Raw genomic sequence first — 19605 nt, forward strand, 5'->3', positions numbered from 1 at the left:
CCATGCGCGCGAGGTTGATCACGCGCGCCGGTTTCGAGGCGCTGAAAGCCGAGATGGAGCACCTGTGGCGTGTGGAGCGCCCCGAAGTGACTCGCAAGGTAACCTGGGCTGCCAGCCTGGGTGATCGCTCCGAGAACGCGGACTACCAGTACAACAAGAAGCGGCTGCGGGAGATTGACCGCCGCTTCCGCTACCTGGAACGGCGTTCCCGGGAACTGCAGGTGGTCGACTACAGCCCGGAGCAGGAAGGTCGTGTCTTTTTCGGAGCCTGGGTTGAGGTTGAGAACGAAGACGGCATGGCCCGCCGCTTCCGCATCGTAGGCTACGACGAACTGGACCTCGACAAACGCTTTATTTCCATCGACTCCCCCATGGCCCGGGCCCTGCTGAAAAAACAGGTTGACGACGAAGCCCTGGTGCAGACACCGGAAGGACCAGCCACCTGGTACGTCACTGATATCCAGTACGAAAAGCCAGAGCTGGCAGACTGAACCACACCCCAGGTCCAGGCCTCACCGTAATACGGTTTTCATCCGGGCGAAAAAAACCCCGCAAGTTGCGGGGTCAAGGCTAGCGCTGTGCTGGAGGGAGAAGCAGACGGAACCTTCGTGGTCTGCTTCACTACTGCCCTACCTATTATGCACGGGAGCCGTTAACCCGAAGTGGCCGCGCAATGACATTTATTTCAGGCATCATTGCCGCCTTTCCCTGCCGCAACTGGCAGGTTGTATACTTGGCCCGGCGGCCCCATGATGGGACTATCAAGTGCCAGTTACCTCCCTGTTGAGGACAAGCAGACCTATGAACACAGAGAAGCTCACCCAGGCAGCCCTCAAGGGCGTTGACGCTGTAGGCTATCAGCTCGACCGGATGGGCATTACCGATAAGGTGAATCGCCACAATATTGCCGCTTTCCTGATGGCCGAGCAGCACCACCTGGAAGGCGAATGGGAAAGCCTGCAAACCCGTCTCGATCGCTATCGTCGCCAGGCCGGCGATATGCTGGACAGTCTTGAACGGGAAGGTTCGCCGGTGCTACGGCCCGTCGCCGAGCGCATTAACCGGTTTCGCCGCAACGACGACAACAAGTCTCAGACAGAGTAATCTTCGGGCTGCCCGGCCTCTGCAGTGGCTGCCACTGACTTCACGCGACGCTTCTGGGGATTATAGCGGGGCAAGGTAACCCGAACCCGCAATCCGGGGTGATCGGCACCCGGGTGGTGATCAAAGACGCCAATGGTGCCCTGGTGGATCTCGGCCACCGCACTGACCAGGCTCAGCCCCAGACCGTTACCTGGTAATGAGCGGCTCTTGCCAACCCGGTAGAAGCGCTGGAAAATCTGGCCTTTCTCGTCGTCCGGGACACCGATACCACTGTCGGCCACCTCGAAGATCGCTGCCCCGCTCTCTATCACTACCCTCACCACGATTTCCCCTTCCTCGGGGGTATACTTGATGGCGTTATCGATCAGGTTGCTGACCATCTGGAACAGCAGGTCCCGATCGCCTTCCACCGTCACCTCGTCGTCGATGTCCTGGGTAAAGGTCTGGAACTTGTCTTCCGAGACCGCCTCATAGAGTTCACAGGCATCCCGTACCAGCAAGCCGAGAGAAACCGGCCGCAGGTCCGCGGTGGTATTGCCCCGGGTTTCCAGCCGGGCGATCCGAAGCAGGGCATTGAAGGTGGCCAGAAGCTGGTCCGCCTCCGCCACCGCCTTCGCGGCCTGGTCCCGGGCCTCGTCGTTATCCACCAGCATCAGCGTGGTTTCCAGCTGGTTGCGCAGCCGGGTCAGGGGTGTGCGCAGGTCATGGGCGATGCTGTCAGACACATGGCGGATGCCTTCCATGAGGTAAACGATCCGGTCCAGCATCTGGTTGAGGTTTTCGGCGAGCTGGTCAAAATCGTCCTGGGTGCCCCGGGTGGGAATCCGTTGGGACAAATGCCCGTTCATGATCTTGCGCGAAGTGTTGTTGATCACTTCTATACGGCGGGTAGTGCTGCGGCTCATCATGAAGCCGCCCAGCAAGGCCAGGGCCAGGGTGATACCCATGCCCCAGTTGATAGCGGTTTCGATCAGGGCTTTCAGGGTATTGAGGTCATCCACATCACGGCCAACCAGTAATCGCAGGCCGCCCTGCACCTCAAAGATACGGGCCCGGGCCTGCCGTGGCGGACCGGTCCAGCCCAGGCTTTCGTCCAGGGTAAAGTTGATCCAGCTACCTTCCCGGGACTGGGATTCCACCGGCCAGCCGTTCAGGTTACCAGCCAGCTTGAGGTACTCATCGGTGGTAAGCAGGTAAAGCGATTTGGCATTGGGGTCACGGGCCACCCGCTCACGGATGATCGTGATCAGGCCATTAACACCCCGACCCCGGTATTGCTCCGCCAGCCCTGCTATCTCAGCTTCGATGGTTTCATCGGTCTGGGCAGTCATGAAACCGGCGGTACGCCAGTAGATGAACGCCAGCAACAGGAAAACCGAGGTGGCAAACACCACCATGTAGAGCAGGGCCAGCTGGAATGTAGAGGTTCGTAGCTGACTAAGCAGTTTCACGCAGCATGTATCCCGCACCCCTGACTGTCTGGAGCAGCGGGGTATCGAACTCCTTGTCGATCTTTGCCCGTAGACGGCTGATGTGCACATCGATCACGTTGGTCTGGGGGTCGAAGTGGTAATCCCACACTTTCTCCAGCAGCATGGTACGGGTCACCACCTGACCGGCGTTGCGCATCAGGTATTCAAGCAGCCTGAACTCCCGGGGCTGGACATCGATATTCTGGCCGGCGCGCTTGACGGTCCGGGCCAGCAGGTCCATCTCCAGGTCAGCCACCTTCAGAACTGTCTCGGTTTCGGCAGACTGGCGGTTACGGCGCACCAGGGACTCAATTCGGGCCAGCAGTTCAGTAAAGGAGAACGGCTTGGTCAGGTAGTCATCGCCACCACCACGCAGACCCTCAACCCGGTCATCCACATCCCCCAGGGCACTGAGAATCAGCACCGGGACCTGGTTGCCGGTAGCCCGTACCGTCTTGATGATGGACAAGCCGTCCATACCCGGTAACATCCGGTCCACAATCATGATGTCGTAGTCTTCGCTGGCGGCCATCATCATGCCTTCCTTGCCGTCAGCCGCGTGATCCACCACGAAATCGGACTCCTTGAGCCCTTTTACCAGGTAGCTTGCTACGTCCTGATCGTCTTCGATTACCAGTGCTTTCACCGGTCTTCCTCCCGCCTGACTGAGTAACCACTGTACCGCAAGGGAGGCCGGAAAACCCGGGGGTTATGTGTCCGGATGCGGGCCTGTCGGCTGACCGAAGGCCCCGGCTCCCCTTGTTAATGTTTGCCCAGAGTAAGGGCTGTCATGATTGGCTGCCAGTTACGATCCTGTAAGAGGGTGTCGCCAATGACGACGGTCACATTGTGGACCCCTGGACAGCTTTCATCCAGCCCAGCCCATCCTCTGTGCGACCTTTCGGGCGGTATTCCGCACTTACCCAACCTGTGTAACCGGCCTCGTCCAGGGCATTGAAGATAGTCCGGAAATTAATCTCCCCGGTGCCCGGTTCATGACGGCCCGGGTTGTCGGCGAACTGGATATGGCCGATGCGGGGCAGCAGATCCTGCAGGGTCCGGATCAGGTCTCCTTCCATGATCTGCATATGGTAAAGGTCATACTGCAACCGCAGGTTGTCCGCACCTATCTCATCCATGAGCTGCACCACCTTGCCGGAAGTATCCAGCAGAAAGCCCGGCATATCGATCCGGGAATTGATGGCTTCCAGACAAAGAACGATGCCCTCGTCCGCTAGCCGCCGCGCAGCCCAGGCTACATTCTCGCGCAACGTGGCCCAGAGTATTTCCGGTTCGGCACCGGCAGGCGCCAGCCCGGCGAGGCAGTTGAGCTGCCGACAACCCAGGGCCCTGGCATAGCGGATGGCTTCTTCCACGCCCTGACGGAATTCCACCTCCCGCCCGGGCAGGCAGGCGATACCCCGCTCACCCCTGTCCCAGTCACCTGGAGGAAGGTTAAACAGCACCTGGGTGAGGTTATTGTCCTGAAGCCTCTGCGCCAGAAAGGCCTCCGGCCAGGTATAGGGAAAAAGATACTCCACCCCGGTGAAACCGGCACTTGCGGCAGAGGCGAACCGGTCCTCAAACGGCACTTCGTTGAATAACAGCGTCAGGTTGGCCGCAAATCTGGGCATAACTCAGTCCTGCCCCTTGCCGTCATGCCGGAAGCCACCGAGGCGTGCTCCGTTAATGTGCTCCAGTTCCAGCAATAGCCCGCTATGGTCCACATCGGCATGTCCATTGGCCACCAGTGACAGGTAGCTGTTATGGGCTAGCTGCGCCAGCGGCAGGGTCAGGCCCTCGGATCGGGCTTCATCCAGGATCATTCGCAGGTCTTTCATCTGAATGCGTGCCGGTGCGCCAGGGGCAAAGTCCCGGTCGATCATCCGTTGGCCGTGTTGCTCCAGGATCTTGCTGCCGGCAAAGCCCCCCATCAGGGCTTCCCGTACAGCCACCGGGTCGGCGCCACCCTTAGCCGCCAGTAACAAGGCTTCGGACACTGCGCCAATGGTGATACCGACTATGGCCTGGTTGGCCAGTTTCGCCAGCTGCCCGGCGCCCACCGGCCCGATATGGGTTACCTGGCCCAGGGCTTCAAAAACGGGTCGTACCTTTCCCAGGGTATCGGCCTTGCCCCCCGCCATGATACTGAGAGTGCCGGCTACCGCGCCGCGCGTACCGCCGGAGACCGGCGCATCCAGGTAGCCGGCGCCCTGTTCAGCAGCCAGCGCGGCATGGCGCCGAGCCAGGGAGGGCTGGACCGAACTCATGTCCACCAGGACCGCATCCGGCCTCAGCGCTGTCATAACGCCCTGCGCTACCAACACCGATTCCACGACATCGCCGTTCTCCAGCATAGTGATTACCACGTCTGCTCCGGCAACGGCTTCGGCCGGGGTAGCGGCTATGGTGGCACTGACTTCAAACGGCTCGCATTTGCGGGCGGTGCGGTTCCAGAGCGTCATGGGGAAGCCGGCGGCCAACAGGTTATGCACCATAGGCGCACCCATCAGGCCAATACCCAGGAAGGCAATGTGGGGGGCTGCCATCGAATTTTTCTCCCTGCAAACAAAAACGCCACCAGCAGGCAGGCCGGTGGCGTTATCAGATTACGACCAGTGGGTGATCAGGCCGCTTCGGCCATCTTCACCCGGATCTTCTTCATGGCGTTCTTTTCCAGCTGGCGAATACGCTCAGCCGAAACACCGTATTTATCCGCAAGCTCATGGAGTGTGGACTTGCTGTCGGTCAGCCAGCGTTCCCGCAGGATATCCTGGCTGCGTTCGTCCAGGCTCTGCAACGCGTCCATCAGGCGACCGTTGGAGTCCGCGGTCCAGTCGGACTGCTCCAACTGAACCGCAGGGTCACTTCGGCGATCTTCCAGGTAATAGGCCGGCGCCTGGTAGGCGTTGTCGTCATCGTCATCCTGGGGGCCATCGAAGGCGGTGTCCTGCGACGCCAGGCGACCTTCCATCTCACGGACCACGCGGGGCTCAACTCCGAGGTCATTGGCAACCGCATTAAGCTCGTCCTGGTTCAACCAGGCCAGGCGCTTTTTCTGGCTACGCAGGTTAAAGAACAGCTTGCGCTGAGCCTTGGTGGTAGCCACCTTCACAATTCGCCAGTTGCGCAGGATAAACTCGTGAATCTCCGCCTTGATCCAGTGCACGGCAAAGGACACCAGACGCACCCCGTATTCCGGGTTGAAGCGCTTGACCGCCTTCATCAGGCCGACATTACCTTCCTGTATCAGGTCAGCCTGCGCCAGGCCGTAGCCTGAATAGCTGCGGGCAATGTGGATAACAAAACGCAGGTGTGAGAGCACCAGCGTACGCGCCGCTTCGACGTCTCCTTCATAGTGGAGGCGTTCGGCAAGCTTACGTTCCTCGTCTACGGTCAGTACCGGTATCCGACTGGCAGCCTGAATGTAGGACTCCAGATTGGCACCCGGGACGAGACGATCCGCTAACTGTAAACCTGTACCCATTCGTATCCTCCGTACTCGGCAACCCATAAATATAGCAACTCAATTTATGACAGCCAAGTGGCAAATTAGTTCCCGGCCTGGGCACTTTTCCCGGCTTTATCAACACACTAACCAAAAATAACCAGGATCTGCGATCAAGCCGTTATCGTCCAGATAGCACTGCCGCTTACCCTCAACGCACCTGCACGCCCCGTGTTCAGATCCTTCCGGGAAACTGTGAATGCACCTAAAATAGGACCCAGCCCCCTGATGCAACCATACGGTGTTTCCCGTACGCCGGATTGAATACGGCAACGCCTTCGCCCATGAAATAAAAAGGTGTATCCACCTGTCACACTAACACAGTAGGCAACAAACCGCGTGAACAACCCGTAACCAAAGTGCAGGTGCTACCCAGCCCCCGCAATCTCACCGGGCTCGATGGCATCCAGGTGTCGCCTTACCGCAAGCCAGGCACCTGCCCAACCCATGGCAACAGCAACGATCAGCAGCCCCAGCGCCCCGTCAAGCGGCAGTCCACTCAGGGAAAACTCACTGTTATAGAGCACGGCCAACTCACGTACCGAGCCATTCAGCCACCAGATGGCGAACTGCAGAATCAGCACGGCTACCACGCCACCACCCAGTCCATACCAGGCCCCCGTGTAAAGGAACGGCCGCCGTACAAATGCATCCGTACCACCCACCAGCTTTGCCACCAGTATCTCGTCCCGACGATTTTCGATAGCGAGGCGAATGGTATTACCAATAACCAGGATCACCGCTGCGGCCAGCAGGATCGTCAGCACCCACACTGCCCGGGCGATCAGGTCCGTTATGGCTGCCAATCGCTGCAACCAGCCCAAGTCGACCTGAACCCGAGTCACCAGGTCCAGGGATTCCAGTTCCGCCGCCAGCCGATCAACACCCGCAGCAGTGCGAGCATCATCCACCGGCGTCACCAGCAAGGTATGCGGGAGCGGATTTTCATCGAGGTAATCCAGTGCTTCCTCGAGCCCCGAGTTAGCGCGAAACTCCGCCAGCGCCTGATCCCGGTGAATCAGCACCACATCAGCCACATCGTCCCGGCCGGCAAGCTCCCCCTGTAGCTGACCGGCGGACTCGCCGGAAGCCCTGTCCTCCAGGTAGACCGTAATCCGGGCGGCACTCTCCCACCCGGCGCTGATGCCCTGCAGGCTCACCAGCAACAACAGCAGGCCCACTGGCAATGCCAGCGCGATCCCCATCACCGCCCACGTCATGGCACTGGCAACCGGGGCTTCCAGCAGTCGGCGTGCACTGTCCCTGGCAACCTTGAGGTGATGGGCGCGGTAGCTGGCCAGCACGGCTCGCAGCGAAGTCCGGTTGCGACCGGCACCCCGGTTGCGTCGATCGGCGGTTTGTCGGGGTTGGCGATTCATGCTCCGCCTCCGGCCATGACGGGCCTCCCTGTGCGCAGCTCACCCCGGGAAAGCGTGAGTCGACGCCGCCCCATGGACTCGATGAGGGCAATATCGTGGGTGGCAATCAGTACCGTGACTCCCACCTGACTGAATTGCTCAAACAGGTGCATGATATCGGCCGACAACTCCGGGTCCAGGTTACCGGTAGGCTCATCCGCCAGCAGCACCGGTGGCTTGTTGACCACTGCCCTGGCTATGCCAACCCGTTGCTGCTCACCGCCAGAGAGCTGCACCGGGTTCATTTTTTCCTTGCTCAGCAGGCCCACCTTGTCCAGCGCTGCCCGTACCCGCCGGCCAATATCGTCGTGGGACACGCCCATGACCTCCAGCGGCATGGCCACGTTATCGAAAACGGTCCGATCGAACAGCAGCTGATGGTTCTGGAAGACAGCGCCAATATGGCGACGAACGTAGGGGATCTGGCGCCGGGGCATGGTATTGAGAAGCTGGCCGCCAACCCGAACCTCACCGGCGGTGGGGCGCTCCATCAGCAGGATCAGTTTGAGCAGGGTACTCTTGCCGGCACCTGAATGCCCCGTAAGGAATGCCAGTTCGCCCCGGTCCAGGTCGAACGACACATGGCGCAGGGCCGTATGATCACTGTCATAACGCTTGGTAACCTGACGGAATTCGATCATGACGGCCCTGGTCCTTTTCCGGTATTAGCCGGTGTACTAGCCCTGCGGCAGATCAGTCGTCAAACAGGGCATCCACAAAGGTCTCCGGCTCGAACGGCCGCAGATCTTCCACCTGTTCGCCAACACCGATATAGCGGATGGGCAGCCCCAACTGACGGGCAATCGCAAATACGATGCCGCCCTTGGCAGTGCCATCCAGCTTGGTCAGGGTGATACCGCTGACACCCACCGCCTGCTGGAAAACCTGCGCCTGGCTGAGGGCGTTCTGACCGGTACCGGCATCCAGCACCAGCATCACTTCATGGGGCGCGGAATCATCCAGCTTCTTCATGACACGAACCACTTTTTCCAGCTCGGCCATAAGATTGTCCTTGTTCTGGAGCCGGCCTGCTGTGTCGGCAATCACGACATCTACTCCACGAGCCTGCGCAGCCTGGACCGCGTCATAGATAACCGAAGCGCTGTCGGCACCTGTATGCTGCGCGATCACCGGCACACTGTTACGATCGCCCCAGACCTGTAACTGCTCCACCGCGGCAGCCCGGAAGGTGTCCCCAGCGGCCAGCATGACACTGTGCCCTTCATTCTGGAACTGGCGGGCCAATTTGCCGATGGTGGTCGTCTTGCCAACACCGTTGACGCCCACCATCAGCATCACCCAGGGCTTCTTGCCACTATCAATTACCAGGGGTTCTCGGCTACCGGCGAGCAGGTTACGCAGCTCTTCCTTCAGGGCATCCCGCAGCGCAGCACCGTCCTTCAGCTGGCTCCGGTTAAGCTTGTCGGTGAGGGAGTCAATGATTTCAGTGGTGGCCGTGACGCCAACATCGGCCATCAGCAATGTGGTTTCAATTTCCTCCAGCAGGTCCTCATCCACCTTGCTGCCGGGCGAAAACAGGCCGGAGAGGCCTGATCCCAGGCTGGCGCGGGTCTTGCCGAGACCGGACCGGATGCGCTGGAAGACGCTGACCTTTTTCTCGGGCTCGGGCTCGGGCTCGGGCTCGGGCTCGGGCTCGGGCTCGGGCTCGGGAGCAGGTTGCGGTGTTTCAGCAGGGCTGACCACGGTTTCCTCATCAACCGGTACGGCTTCCGGCTCCGCCGTCACATCTGGCGTTGCCTCACGGTTGAGGGGTTTTGGGGCCGGCCCGGGCAAAGCCTCCGGCTTGCGCTGGGGAACCGGTTGCGGGCGCGGCGCAGCTGCGCGCCGACCGGCCACATCCACAATAAAGGCCAGTACCAGCAGCACCAGCAGGCCGATCAGAATCCACTCTGCCATCATTTGTCTTACCATTTTTGCTGGAGGGTCAGCCGCCCACTCGGATTCCTGTCGCCGGGGCCGCTGTCAGGAAAGCGGTCATTCTAGCGGCAGGGAACGCCCGGGTCCAAACCTCCCATGCTGCCCGGTTACCGGCGAGCCGTTTTTTTCGCTACCATGGCGCACTTGTGCAATCACGGATTCCGATATGAGCCGCCCACGTCGCCCAACGCCAGCCCGCAACCGCCGCCGCACCGGCCCTTCAGCCGACGAGGGAGAGCTTCGTATTATTGGCGGCGACTGGCGCAGTCGGGTATTGCGTTTCCCGGATGAAGGTGGTGTAAGGCCTACCCCTGCCCGCATTCGGGAAACCCTGTTCAACTGGCTGCAATTCAAGGTGCCGGGCAGTCGCTGCCTGGATCTGTTCAGTGGTAGCGGTGTACTGGGACTGGAAGCCCTGTCCAGGGGTTCCCGCGAGGTGACGTTCGTGGACCACACTCCTGCCCTGGCCAGGGCGCTCCGGGACAACCTGCGCAAGCTGGGTAGTGAGGACGGACGGGTGGAATGTGTGGATGTCCAGGCTTTCCTGCAGAACCGGACAGGGGAGGACTACGACATCCTTTTCATGGACGCCCCTTTCCATCAGGGCTGGCTGGAATTGCTGATTCCGTTGATAGAGGAAAACGGATGGATTGGCACCGGCAGCCGGGTCTACCTGGAGTATGAAAGCGACCGGGTTGCGCCATCAGTCCCGGCACGTTGGCACCTGCACCGCCAGAAACAGGCCGGGCAGGTAACCTACGCCCTATATCATATCGTGGACGCTCAGGCCGGCCTGAGTGAATAGGCCCGCAAGTGGGCGGCAAAGTCCTCAAGGTAACGGATGCCACTGGCTTCCGCTTCACGGCACCAGGCCATCAGCGCCTGCAGCTTTTCCTGGGGCTTGACCCCCCGACGGCGCCACAGGGCCTGCAACTCCTGATTCATATCATAGATCTGACGCAATACCGGGTGGTTATCCAGCACGGTTTCCAGGTGCGCTTGCTCTTGGGGAGGGATCAGGGAAACGTCGCGGGACAGTAGCTTTTTAACCCGACGGTACCGTGGCCTGATTGTGCCATCCATCATCGCCTTCTGCTGGCGTAACACCGGCTCCATGACCCGCTTGCGATACTGGCGCATGATATCGAAACGGTTGTTGGCAATAGCCTGTACGGTCTCCACATCCATGTCCTGCTTACCGGGCACCCAATGCGCAACCGGGCGGTAACCCTTCGGCTTGGCGAGGCGGAACAGCTGGAACAGGCGGATGTAACCCCAACCTATGTCCACCTCGTACCAGCGCCGGGACAACTTGGCGGAATTGGGGTAAGTGTGGTGATTGTTGTGCAATTCTTCACCGCCGATGATAATGCCAAACGGTGAAATGTTGCGGGCATTGTCCTGGCACTCGAAGTTGCGATAGCCCAGATAGTGGCCCAGGCCGTTAACCACACCCGCGGCCCACACTGGAATCCACATCATCTGTACCGCCCAGATCCAGATACCATTGACTCCGAACAGGGCCAGGTTGACCAGGAACATCAGGGCAATGCCAAGGTTGCGGTGGCGGGTGTAAACGTTACGCTCAATCCAGTCGTCGGGTGTATTCTTGCCGAACCGGTCAAGGGTTTCCGGAGTCACGGCCTCGGCGTAAAGCTCAGCCCCCTCCAGGAGAACCTTGCGAATACCCTTGACCACCGGACTATGAGGATCGTTTTCCGTCTCGCAGGTCGCATGGTGTTTACGGTGGATGGCGGTCCACTCCCTGGTGTTGATGCTGGTGGTCAGCCAGAGCCAGAAACGGAAAAAATGCCGCAACACCGGGTGCAGGTCCAGGGCGTTGTGGGCGGAGTGACGATGCAGGTAAAGCGTTACGCTGACAATGGTGACATGTGTCAGCACCAGGGTGACCAGCACCAGCTGTACCCAGGAAAGGTCCAGGAGACCGTTGTACCACATAGGGAGATCCTCAACTTACTGAAAAACCAACGGATAAACCGTCAGGCGCCGATTGCGAAAGGCAAACTGACACACCAGTACTTTAGCGTACACCTGTTCGCCCAAACAATGGCCTTTACATTGTCTTTTGTTACCGTTTTCTCAGGAGCCTGATTTGCCGGAACTCCCCGAAGTGGAAACCACCCGCCGCGGCATCGCGCCCCACAGCGAAAGCAAGACCGTGGCCGAACTGATCATCCGCGACCCGCGGCTGCGGTGGCCAGTGCCGGACAACCTGCCCGCACTGCTGGTCGGCCAGACACTGCGGGAGGCCGACCGCAGGGCCAAGTATCTACTGCTGCACTTTGACCATGGCACCGTGATTGTCCACCTGGGCATGTCTGGCAGCCTGCGGGTGATCACCGACACCAGCCCGCCGCAAAAACATGACCATATCGATCTGGTGTTCACGGATGGCCTGCGACTGCGCTTTAATGACCCCCGCCGCTTCGGCTGCTGGCTCTGGGCTGAAGAGCCTGCAGCCCACCCCCTGCTTGCCAGTCTTGGCCCGGAGCCGCTGGGAGAGGAGTTCAACGGTCGTTACCTGTTCAGGAAGTCCCGGGATCGCAAGACGCCCATCAAGAGTTTCCTGATGGATAACCGGGTTGTGGTGGGTGTCGGCAACATTTACGCCAATGAAGCACTGTTCAAAACAGGCATCCACCCTGGCCGCCCGGCCGGCAGGATCAGCGCCGCCCGCTACCATCAACTGGCCGAGGCGATCCGGGAGGTGCTCAGCGCTGCGATACTGATGGGCGGGACGACCCTGAGGGACTTCGTCAACAGCGAAGGCAAGCCCGGCTACTTCGCCCAATCCCTGCTGGTCTATGGTCGTGGCGGCGAGCCCTGCGTGGAATGCCATCAGCCACTGCGTGAAATCCGCATGAACCAGCGCACCACGGTATATTGCACCCGGTGCCAGAGGTAAGCCGGCAAACCCGCGGCCAGTCTGCTTGCGTAGCTGTGAACCGGTTCAGGTAAATTCGTCACAGATAGCGTAACGGGTAACGACATTTCGGTTACACTTGTGACAGAATTTTCCAATAACGCAGGACTTCTGACCTGCGGAAAATCAGGAACCAGGAGACTGACAATGATGTACAAGTGCCTTTCACGAACCCTGCTGGCCACCCTGGCTGCATGCCTGATCGGCTTTTCCTCGCTGGGCCACGCCCAGGCGATAGAAGAAGAGCCGTCCGCCCTGGCCATGACCGGCGACGCAGTCCTGGTTCGCCCACTGCTGTTGGCGACAACCGTAGTCGGCACTGCCGTCTGGATCGTTTCGCTGCCTTTCTCGCTGCTAGGCGGTAACGCCGGCGAAGCCGGTGAGGTTCTGGTAAAAGGTCCGGCGGAGGCTACTTTCGTGCGCTGCCTGGGCTGCACTACCTCCGGCCGCAAACAGGAAATGGTCACTGAGTAATTCCCGCACTTGCAGGGATCGTCAATCTTGTGCAGCCTGAACGTTTGATGACAATTCGGGCTGCCTACTGATGATTGAATGGTCAAAAGCAGACCAGGTGTTCCTGGATATGGATGGAACCCTGCTGGATCTGCACTTCGACAACCACTTCTGGCTGGAGCACCTGCCCCGGCGCTATGGTGAGGCAAATCGATTGACTCCGGACCAGGCCCGGAACCTTATCGTGCCCATGATCATGGCCGAGCGTGGCAGCCTGAACTGGTACTGCACCGACTACTGGAGCGAACGCCTCAGTCTCGACATCACTGCCCTCAAGGCGGAGGTAGGTGACCGCATTGCCTACCGGCCCCGGGTAAAAGAGTTCCTGCAGGCCCTTCGCCACAACCGGCTTGCCCCGGTCATTCTCACCAACTGCCACCCGGACCCGCTGAAACTGAAGCTGGCACGCACCGGGCTGGACCAACTGGTGGACCGCGTCATATCAAGCCATGACCTGGGCGCCGCCAAGGAAGAACAGGCGTTCTGGGACCGGCTCCAGGACCACCACACCCACCACCGCGACCGCGCCATCATGGTTGACGATAGCATGCCGGTACTGGAAAGTGCCCGGCGCGCCGGTATTGGCCAGTGCCTGGCTATCCTGGCGCCAGACAGCCAGCAGCCCGACCGGGAGCCGCACCCGGAATTTCCCGCAGTACGGCATTTTGACGAGGTATTGCCAGCCCTCACCGCCCAGGCCTCTGCCAAACCGCAGGCATGACCGTTATAATAGCTCTGACAGTTCCCGGAACAGTCCTGACCAGTGGAGGATCATGAGTTCCCGACACGCTGATGCCGACAATTCCCAGGTACGCCTTGACAAGTGGTTATGGGCAGCGCGTTTCTACAAGACCCGCTCCCTGGCCAAGGAAGCTATTGAAGGTGGCAAGGTCCATTACAACGACCAGCGCTGCAAGCCCGGAAAGCCAGTGGAAACCGGTGCCAGGGTGAAGTTGCGGCTGGGCTGGCAGGAAAGGATCGTGATTATTGATGGCATCTCGGATAAGCGCCGGGGCGCTCCGGAAGCCCAGACCCTCTACCATGAAACCGAAGACAGCATCCGCCGCCGGGAGGACCTGTCCTGGCAGCGCAAGACCATGCAGACCGCCCAGTTGCCCCCTGCACGCAGACCTACCAAGAAAGACCGGCGCGATATACAGAAATTTCGCGAACAGCAGGGAATCTGACCTGACTGTTCCCCTCGTTTCCCCTGGAGCCCATTAATGCAAGCCAGCGACCAGTTTCGCAAATTCCTCTTTGAACACAGCCAGATCCGCGGCGCCTGGGTACACCTTCGTGACAGCTATAGCGACATCCTGGCCCAGACCGACTACCCGGAACCGGTTGCCCGGCTACTGGGGGAATCCCTGGTAGCCAGCGTACTCATGAGCAGCACCCTCAAGTTCAAAGGCACCCTGTCACTCCAGGCCAATGGCGAGGGCCCTGTCACCACGCTACTGGCCGAATGCAGCCATGACCGCCATGTCAGGGGGATCGCCCGTGTGGACGAGGAGGCCACCGTAGCGGCCGGTAACCTCAACCAGCTACTGGGTCAGGGCCGCATGGCGATCACCATCACCCCGGAGCAGGGTCAGCGCTATCAGGGCGTGGTACCCCGGGAAGCCGATACTCTGGCAGGTGCCCTGGAGGAATATTTCGAGCGCTCGGAGCAGCTGGCTACCAGGCTTTTCCTGTTCGCCGATGGCAGGCAGAGCGCAGGCCTGCTGATCCAGCGCCTGCCCGGGGCCACCGAGGAAGACAATGAACTCTGGGAGCGGGTGGAACACCTGGCCGCCACCATCAGTGCGGCAGAGTTACTGGAACTCGACAGTGAAACTGTCCTGCACCGCCTGTTCCACGAAGAGGAAGTGCGTCTGTTCGACCGCGAGCCGGTAGCCTTCCGCTGCACCTGCAGCCGAGACCGGACCCTCGCGGCACTGAGCTCCATTGGCAAGGAAGAGTGCTATAGCATTCTGGACGAACAGGGTACCATTGAGATGGACTGTCAGTTCTGTCACACCACGTACCGATTCCAGCGAATTGATATTGATCAGTTGTTCTCTGGTCACACCCTTCACTGAAACGGATACACCAGCCCCCCGAGCCAGGCGTAGCAAGGCTTTCAGGGCTGTCGTTTTTTTGGACCGCGTCTGGCATAATAGCGCGCCTGAATTGACCCGACTGCTCACAAATCCACCAACCCGCCGCTGTCCCCGGGCCTGGCGGATCGAGCAGTCCAAAGACACCTTGAGGGCGAGGTCGAAGTGAGCACAACCTATACAGATCTGAGCTCAGCACGATTGGTCGAGCTGGCACTGGAAAATCAGGAAGGTCAACTGGCCGCCAACGGCTCGCTGGTCGTCAAGACCGGCAAGCGTACCGGCCGTTCACCGATGGATCGGTTTATTGTTCAGGAGCCCGGCACCGAGAATGCCGTTCACTGGGGACCGATCAACCGACCGTTCGACGCCGACAAGTTCGACGCGTTGTGGGACCGGGTAGATAGCTACCTCTCCGCCAAGGACCACTTCCTGTCCCATGTCCATGTAGGCTCTGATCCGGCCCACTACCTGCCGGTACAGATGCGCACCGAAACCGCGTGGCAGAACCTGTTTGGTCGAAACCTGTTTATCCGCCCTGACAGCTACAATCCCTCCTCGAAGGAGGAATGGCAGATTCTGAACGCAGCCAACTTCGAGTGCGACCCGGAACGGGACGGCACCAACAGCGATGGCTGTGTAATCATCAACTTCGCCGCCCGCAAGGTACTGCTGGCTGGCATGCACTATGCCGGCGAGATGAAGAAGGCCATGTTCTCGGTGCAGAACTTCCTGCTGCCCGAGAAAGACGTCCTGCCCATGCACTGTTCCGCAACGTTGGCGAAGATGGCGACACCTGCCTGTTCTTCGGCCTGTCCGGCACCGGCAAGACCACCCTGTCTGCAGACCCGGACCGCTACCTGATCGGTGACGACGAGCACGGCTGGGGCCCGGGCACCGTGTTCAATATCGAAGGCGGCTGCTACGCCAAGTGCATCGACCTGAGCAAGAAGAACGAACCCATTATCTGGGACGCGATCCGCTTCGGCGCCATCGTGGAGAACGTGGTCATTGATCCGGACACCCGCGAGCCCGACTACACCGACGTATCCCTCACCGAAAATTCCCGCTGCGCCTACCCGCTGGAGCATGTGGAAAAGCGCGTCGAGGAAAACCGTGCCGGTGAACCATCCCACATCGTCTTCCTGACCTGCGACATGACCGGCGTACTGCCGCCCGTGTCCATTCTCAGCAAGGAAGCCGCCGCGTACCACTTCCTGAGTGGCTACACCGCGCTGGTGGGCTCTACAGAAATGGGCTCCTCCTCCAAGCTGAAGTCCACCTTCTCCACCTGCTTCGGTGCGCCCTTCTTCCCGCGCCCGGCCGGCGTCTACGCAGAACTTCTGATGAAGCGGATGGACGACTTCGGCAGCAAGGTCTTCCTGGTCAACACTGGCTGGACCGGTGGTCCGTACGGTGTGGGTGAGCGCTTCAGCATCCCCACGACCCGAGGCATTATCGCCGCCATCCAGAACGGCGACCTGGACAATGCCGAAACTGAACACCTGCCCACCCTCAACCTTTCCGTACCCAAGGCGGTACCGGGGGTCGATAGCCACCTGCTGAACCCGCGCAACACCTGGGCCAGCAAGGAAGACTACGACGCCAAGGCACAGGAACTGATCAGTCAGTTCGTGGAGAACTTCAAGAAGTTCGAAGTGTCTGACGCCATCGTGGCGGCAGGTCCGAAGCTTTAACCGGACCCCGAGACCGAAAAAAAGCGCCCTGCCTGACGGCACGGCGCTTTTTTATTCTGCTGCCCCCCTGACGGTCGGCAGGTAGTCCCGCAACCTGTCAGGACCTCCGGTATGCCACTTTCCCGTCACAGATATTCCAGTGGATGACGCCCTTCAGGTCCCTGCCAGGCGCAGGCACGTGGAATCCCCGGGACAGCAGGGTTTGCGGGCCAGCCTGCCAGGTATCATCGAGGCGCCAGAGGCTGAAATTCGCCGCACCACCTGAGGCAAGGTCCGAAGCCTGTTTGATAACGGTAGCCGGACCCTCAGTCAATGCCCGCAGCAAGGCTTTCAACGAGAGCTCGCCTTGCGCCACGAGTGACAGCCCCAGCGAAAACACACTCTCAATCGTGGACATACCCGGCTCGGTCACGCCCAGAGGTGCCTGCTTGGCAGCGGAGTCGTGTGGCTGGTGCTGGCTGACGATGGCGTCAACCGTGCCGTCTTCGACACCTTTGAGCAGGGCCTTGCGATCAGACTCTGTGCGTAACGGTGGCACCACATGGTAGCGGCTGTCGAAGCCGGACAGGGCTTCCTCGGTGAAAAGTAACTGGTGCATCGCTACGTCGGCGGTAACCGATACCCCCCGCATCCTGGCCTCGGCAACCATCTCCACGCTGCGAGCACAGGAGAGCTGCCCCAGGTGAAGGCGCACGCCGGTTTCCTCCGCCAGCAGCAGCATTTCCATGACCGAAGCGGTTTCTGCCACTTCCGGCACGCCCAGCAGTCCCAGGCGGGCAGCCACCTTGCCGTCATGGGCATAGCCGTCGGCAGCCAGCGCCTGATTCACAGGCTGCAGCATCAGGGTCAGGTCAAAGGTACGGGCATAGGCCATGCATCGGCGCAGGATGCGGGCATTTGCCATGGCATGGGTACCATTGCTGAAAGCCACACAGCCGGCATTGCTGAGGCCTACCATGTCGCTGAGCAACTCGCCTGCCAGACCCCGGGTTGCAGCGCCGACCGGCAGCACCCTGATCGGCGCCGAACTGCGAGCCACGTCCCGAATCAGGTTGGTTACCGCCCCGGAGTCGTTAACCGGTGAGGTGTCCGGTGATGCACACACGGTGGTGAACCCGCCCCGTGCCGCAGCCCGGGTTTCCGAAGCTATATTGCCCTTCTGGCCATTGCCAGGCTCACGAAGGTTGCAGCAAAGGTCCACAAACCCTGGCAGCAGGATCAGGCCACTGGCATCGATCACCGTGTCGGCAGCTTCGGTGATCGCGGCTTCGTCCATGGTGCGAATAATCCCGTCACGGACGAACAGGTCCACCGTGGTTTCTTCCCCCGGCAGGCGTGCGTTATGGATCAGCAGGCTGGCACTCATTGCTCACCTCCCTGCTGGCGGGAGCGGCTGGTACGCTCGGCTACCTGTCCACTCATAGCCATGGACATCACCGCCATCCTGATCGCTATACCATTGGTGACCTGATTGAGAATCACCGACTGGGGGCCATCCGCCACGGCTGACTCAATTTCCACACCGCGGTTAATCGGCCCCGGATGCATTACTATGCAGTCCGGCCTGGCCAGGGCCAGCTTGTCAGTATCGAGCCCGTACAGTCGGTAGAACTCACGCTCACTCGGCAGCAAGGCGCCCTCCATCCGCTCTTTCTGAAGGCGCAGCATGATCACCACATCCAGGTCTGCCATGCCTTTTCTCATGTCGTATTCCACCGTACAACCCAGGCTGTCCACATCTGCCGGCAGCAGGGTACCCGGCGCAATCAGCCGCACCTCCTCGGCCCCAAGGGTCTGTAGCGCGCGAATCTGGGACCGGGCTACCCGGGAGTGCAGGATATCCCCCACAATGGCCACTTTCAGACCCTCAAACTGCTGCTTGTTCTGCCTTATGGTCAGCATGTCCAGCATCGCCTGGGTCGGGTGTGCATGTCGGCCGTCACCGGCGTTGATGATAGCCACGCCGGGAGTCACCGACTCGGCGATAAAGTGGGGTGCGCCGCTTTGCGAATGACGCACTACAAACATGTCGCTGGCCATGGCCTCCAGGTTGAGTAGGGTATCCGACAAGGACTCGCCCTTGGATGTGGCAGAGGTATTGATGTCCAGGTTGAGCACGTCGGCCGACAGGCGCTTGGCTGCCAATTCAAAGGTGCTGCGGGTGCGAGTGCTGGATTCGAAGAACAGGTTGACCACCGTCCGCCCCCGTAGCAGAGGCACCTTCTTGATGGTGCGCTCGCCTACCTCGATAAAGGAGTCCGCCGTATCGAGGATGTCAGTCAGCATGGCCCTGTCCAGGCCGTCCAGAGTTATAAAGTGCCGCAACTGGCCATCCGCAGTCAGCTGGAGATTACGGGAGGCCTTGTCGTGGGCGCTGAGGGAAGTGGGGGCCAGCTCAGTCATGCCTTCACCTCCCGGATCTCAATGGTCAGCGGTTCAGGGCCCACCAGCTTGACCCGTTGGGTCGGCGGCAGATTCAGACGTTCGCCGCAGACATCCGGCTGCACCGGCAGTTCACGGCCGCCCATGTCCAGCAACGCAACCAGTGAGATGGAGCTGGGCCGGCCATAGTCAAACAGTTCGTTCATGGCGGCACGGATGGTCCGCCCGCTCATGACCACATCATCCACCAGCACCAGGTCGCGGTCTTCAGTTTCGAAGGGCAGGTGGGATGGGGTAACCCGGGGGTTAAGCCCGATGCGGCTGAAATCATCCCGGTAAAAAGAGATATCCAGCTCACCGCAAGGCTCCTCAAGCCCCAGGCGCTGATGAAGTTCGCTTGCCACCCAGACGCCGCCCGTGCGGATGCCCACAAGCAACGGGCGTTTGATGCCCCGTTCATTCAGATAGTGACGAAGCCCTTGCTCAAGACGATCAAGCAGGGCGGGAACGGCAGGTAAATCAGTCATGAC

20 protein-coding genes and 1 pseudogene are annotated in these 19605 nt (G+C 60.3%); 9 read left to right on the plus strand and 12 right to left on the minus strand.

Features of this window, described 5'->3' with window-relative positions; translation table 11 throughout:
• Window positions 1–2: 2 nt before the first annotated feature.
• Window positions 3–491: a transcription elongation factor GreB gene (gene greB, locus LJ360_RS18275; protein WP_091851941.1), complete on the plus strand. Its 489-nt coding sequence runs from the start codon at window positions 3–5 to the stop codon at window positions 489–491.
• Between the two features lie 310 nt (window positions 492–801).
• Entirely contained in the window at window positions 802–1104 is a 303-nt protein-coding gene (locus LJ360_RS18280) for a hypothetical protein (protein ID WP_091851944.1), read from the plus strand.
• Here LJ360_RS18280 and LJ360_RS18285 read toward each other — a convergent pair.
• The 8 genes from LJ360_RS18285 to ftsY form a co-directional block, all read right to left on the minus strand.
• Window positions 1092–2555, minus strand: a complete 1464-nt coding sequence (locus tag LJ360_RS18285) for a sensor histidine kinase (RefSeq protein ID WP_264994685.1) — start codon at window positions 2553–2555, stop codon at window positions 1092–1094. The genes LJ360_RS18280 and LJ360_RS18285 overlap by 13 nt on opposite strands.
• Complete coding sequence (locus tag LJ360_RS18290; RefSeq protein WP_091851950.1) at window positions 2542–3222, minus strand: response regulator transcription factor; 681 nt, start codon at window positions 3220–3222, stop codon at window positions 2542–2544. The genes LJ360_RS18285 and LJ360_RS18290 overlap by 14 nt, the downstream gene beginning before the upstream one ends.
• Window positions 3223–3418: 196 nt before the next feature.
• Window positions 3419–4210, minus strand: coding sequence for a hydroxypyruvate isomerase (hyi, locus tag LJ360_RS18295; protein WP_264994686.1), 792 nt, complete (start codon window positions 4208–4210; stop codon window positions 3419–3421).
• A 3-nt stretch (window positions 4211–4213) separates the two neighbouring features.
• Window positions 4214–5125: an NAD(P)-dependent oxidoreductase gene (locus LJ360_RS18300; protein WP_264994687.1), complete on the minus strand. Its 912-nt coding sequence runs from the start codon at window positions 5123–5125 to the stop codon at window positions 4214–4216.
• 77 nt (window positions 5126–5202) lie between these two features.
• Window positions 5203–6063 carry an RNA polymerase sigma factor RpoH gene (rpoH, locus tag LJ360_RS18305; RefSeq protein WP_091851957.1) on the minus strand — a complete coding sequence of 287 codons (861 nt, stop codon included), beginning with the start codon at window positions 6061–6063 and terminating at the stop codon, window positions 5203–5205.
• Between the two features lie 389 nt (window positions 6064–6452).
• Window positions 6453–7463 carry a permease-like cell division protein FtsX gene (ftsX, locus tag LJ360_RS18310; protein WP_264994688.1) on the minus strand — a complete coding sequence of 337 codons (1011 nt, stop codon included), beginning with the start codon at window positions 7461–7463 and terminating at the stop codon, window positions 6453–6455.
• Window positions 7460–8143, minus strand: a complete 684-nt coding sequence (ftsE, locus tag LJ360_RS18315; RefSeq protein WP_091851962.1) for a cell division ATP-binding protein FtsE — start codon at window positions 8141–8143, stop codon at window positions 7460–7462. The genes ftsX and ftsE overlap by 4 nt, the downstream gene beginning before the upstream one ends.
• A gap of 52 nt (window positions 8144–8195) precedes the next feature.
• Window positions 8196–9422, minus strand: a complete 1227-nt coding sequence (ftsY, locus tag LJ360_RS18320; protein ID WP_264994689.1) for a signal recognition particle-docking protein FtsY — start codon at window positions 9420–9422, stop codon at window positions 8196–8198.
• A 184-nt stretch (window positions 9423–9606) separates the two neighbouring features.
• Between ftsY and rsmD the strand changes: the two genes are divergently transcribed.
• Window positions 9607–10245 (plus strand): 16S rRNA (guanine(966)-N(2))-methyltransferase RsmD, encoded by a 639-nt coding sequence (gene rsmD, locus LJ360_RS18325; protein WP_264994690.1) that lies wholly within the window; start codon window positions 9607–9609, stop codon window positions 10243–10245.
• On the opposite strand, the gene LJ360_RS18330 is transcribed toward rsmD, so the two are convergent.
• Entirely contained in the window at window positions 10224–11399 is a 1176-nt protein-coding gene (locus LJ360_RS18330; protein WP_091851971.1) for a fatty acid desaturase, read from the minus strand. The two genes, rsmD and LJ360_RS18330, sit on opposite strands and share 22 nt — an antisense overlap.
• A gap of 154 nt (window positions 11400–11553) precedes the next feature.
• Between LJ360_RS18330 and mutM the strand changes: the two genes are divergently transcribed.
• The 6 genes and pseudogenes from mutM to LJ360_RS18360 all read left to right on the plus strand — a co-directional run bounded on the left by mutM (window position 11554) and on the right by LJ360_RS18360 (window position 16693).
• A complete protein-coding gene (gene mutM / locus LJ360_RS18335) occupies window positions 11554–12366 on the plus strand; it encodes a bifunctional DNA-formamidopyrimidine glycosylase/DNA-(apurinic or apyrimidinic site) lyase (RefSeq protein ID WP_091851973.1) in 813 nt (270 codons plus the stop codon).
• A gap of 168 nt (window positions 12367–12534) precedes the next feature.
• Window positions 12535–12858, plus strand: coding sequence for a hypothetical protein (locus LJ360_RS18340; RefSeq protein ID WP_091852205.1), 324 nt, complete (start codon window positions 12535–12537; stop codon window positions 12856–12858).
• A gap of 70 nt (window positions 12859–12928) precedes the next feature.
• Window positions 12929–13618 (plus strand): GMP/IMP nucleotidase, encoded by a 690-nt coding sequence (gene yrfG / locus LJ360_RS18345; RefSeq protein WP_091851976.1) that lies wholly within the window; start codon window positions 12929–12931, stop codon window positions 13616–13618.
• A 52-nt stretch (window positions 13619–13670) separates the two neighbouring features.
• Complete coding sequence (gene hslR, locus LJ360_RS18350; protein WP_264994691.1) at window positions 13671–14084, plus strand: ribosome-associated heat shock protein Hsp15; 414 nt, start codon at window positions 13671–13673, stop codon at window positions 14082–14084.
• A gap of 36 nt (window positions 14085–14120) precedes the next feature.
• On the plus strand, window positions 14121–14978 hold the full coding sequence (gene hslO / locus LJ360_RS18355; protein WP_091851982.1) for an Hsp33 family molecular chaperone HslO: 858 nt from the start codon (window positions 14121–14123) through the stop codon (window positions 14976–14978).
• 183 nt (window positions 14979–15161) lie between these two features.
• Window positions 15162–16693 (plus strand): annotated as a pseudogene (locus tag LJ360_RS18360) (phosphoenolpyruvate carboxykinase).
• Between the two features lie 97 nt (window positions 16694–16790).
• On the opposite strand, the gene LJ360_RS18365 reads toward LJ360_RS18360, so the two are convergent.
• The 3 genes from LJ360_RS18365 to pyrR are packed head-to-tail and all read right to left on the minus strand — an operon-like array spanning window position 16791 to window position 19602.
• Window positions 16791–18059 carry a dihydroorotase gene (locus tag LJ360_RS18365; RefSeq protein ID WP_264994692.1) on the minus strand — a complete coding sequence of 423 codons (1269 nt, stop codon included), beginning with the start codon at window positions 18057–18059 and terminating at the stop codon, window positions 16791–16793.
• Window positions 18056–19096 carry an aspartate carbamoyltransferase catalytic subunit gene (locus LJ360_RS18370; protein WP_264994693.1) on the minus strand — a complete coding sequence of 347 codons (1041 nt, stop codon included), beginning with the start codon at window positions 19094–19096 and terminating at the stop codon, window positions 18056–18058. The genes LJ360_RS18365 and LJ360_RS18370 overlap by 4 nt, the downstream gene beginning before the upstream one ends.
• Entirely contained in the window at window positions 19093–19602 is a 510-nt protein-coding gene (pyrR, locus tag LJ360_RS18375) for a bifunctional pyr operon transcriptional regulator/uracil phosphoribosyltransferase PyrR (RefSeq protein WP_264994694.1), read from the minus strand. Before pyrR ends, LJ360_RS18370 begins: the two co-directional genes overlap by 4 nt.
• Window positions 19603–19605 lie beyond the last annotated feature (3 nt).

The organism is Marinobacter sp. AN1 (assembly GCF_026013985.1).
GTDB lineage: Bacteria > Pseudomonadota > Gammaproteobacteria > Pseudomonadales > Oleiphilaceae > Marinobacter > Marinobacter segnicrescens.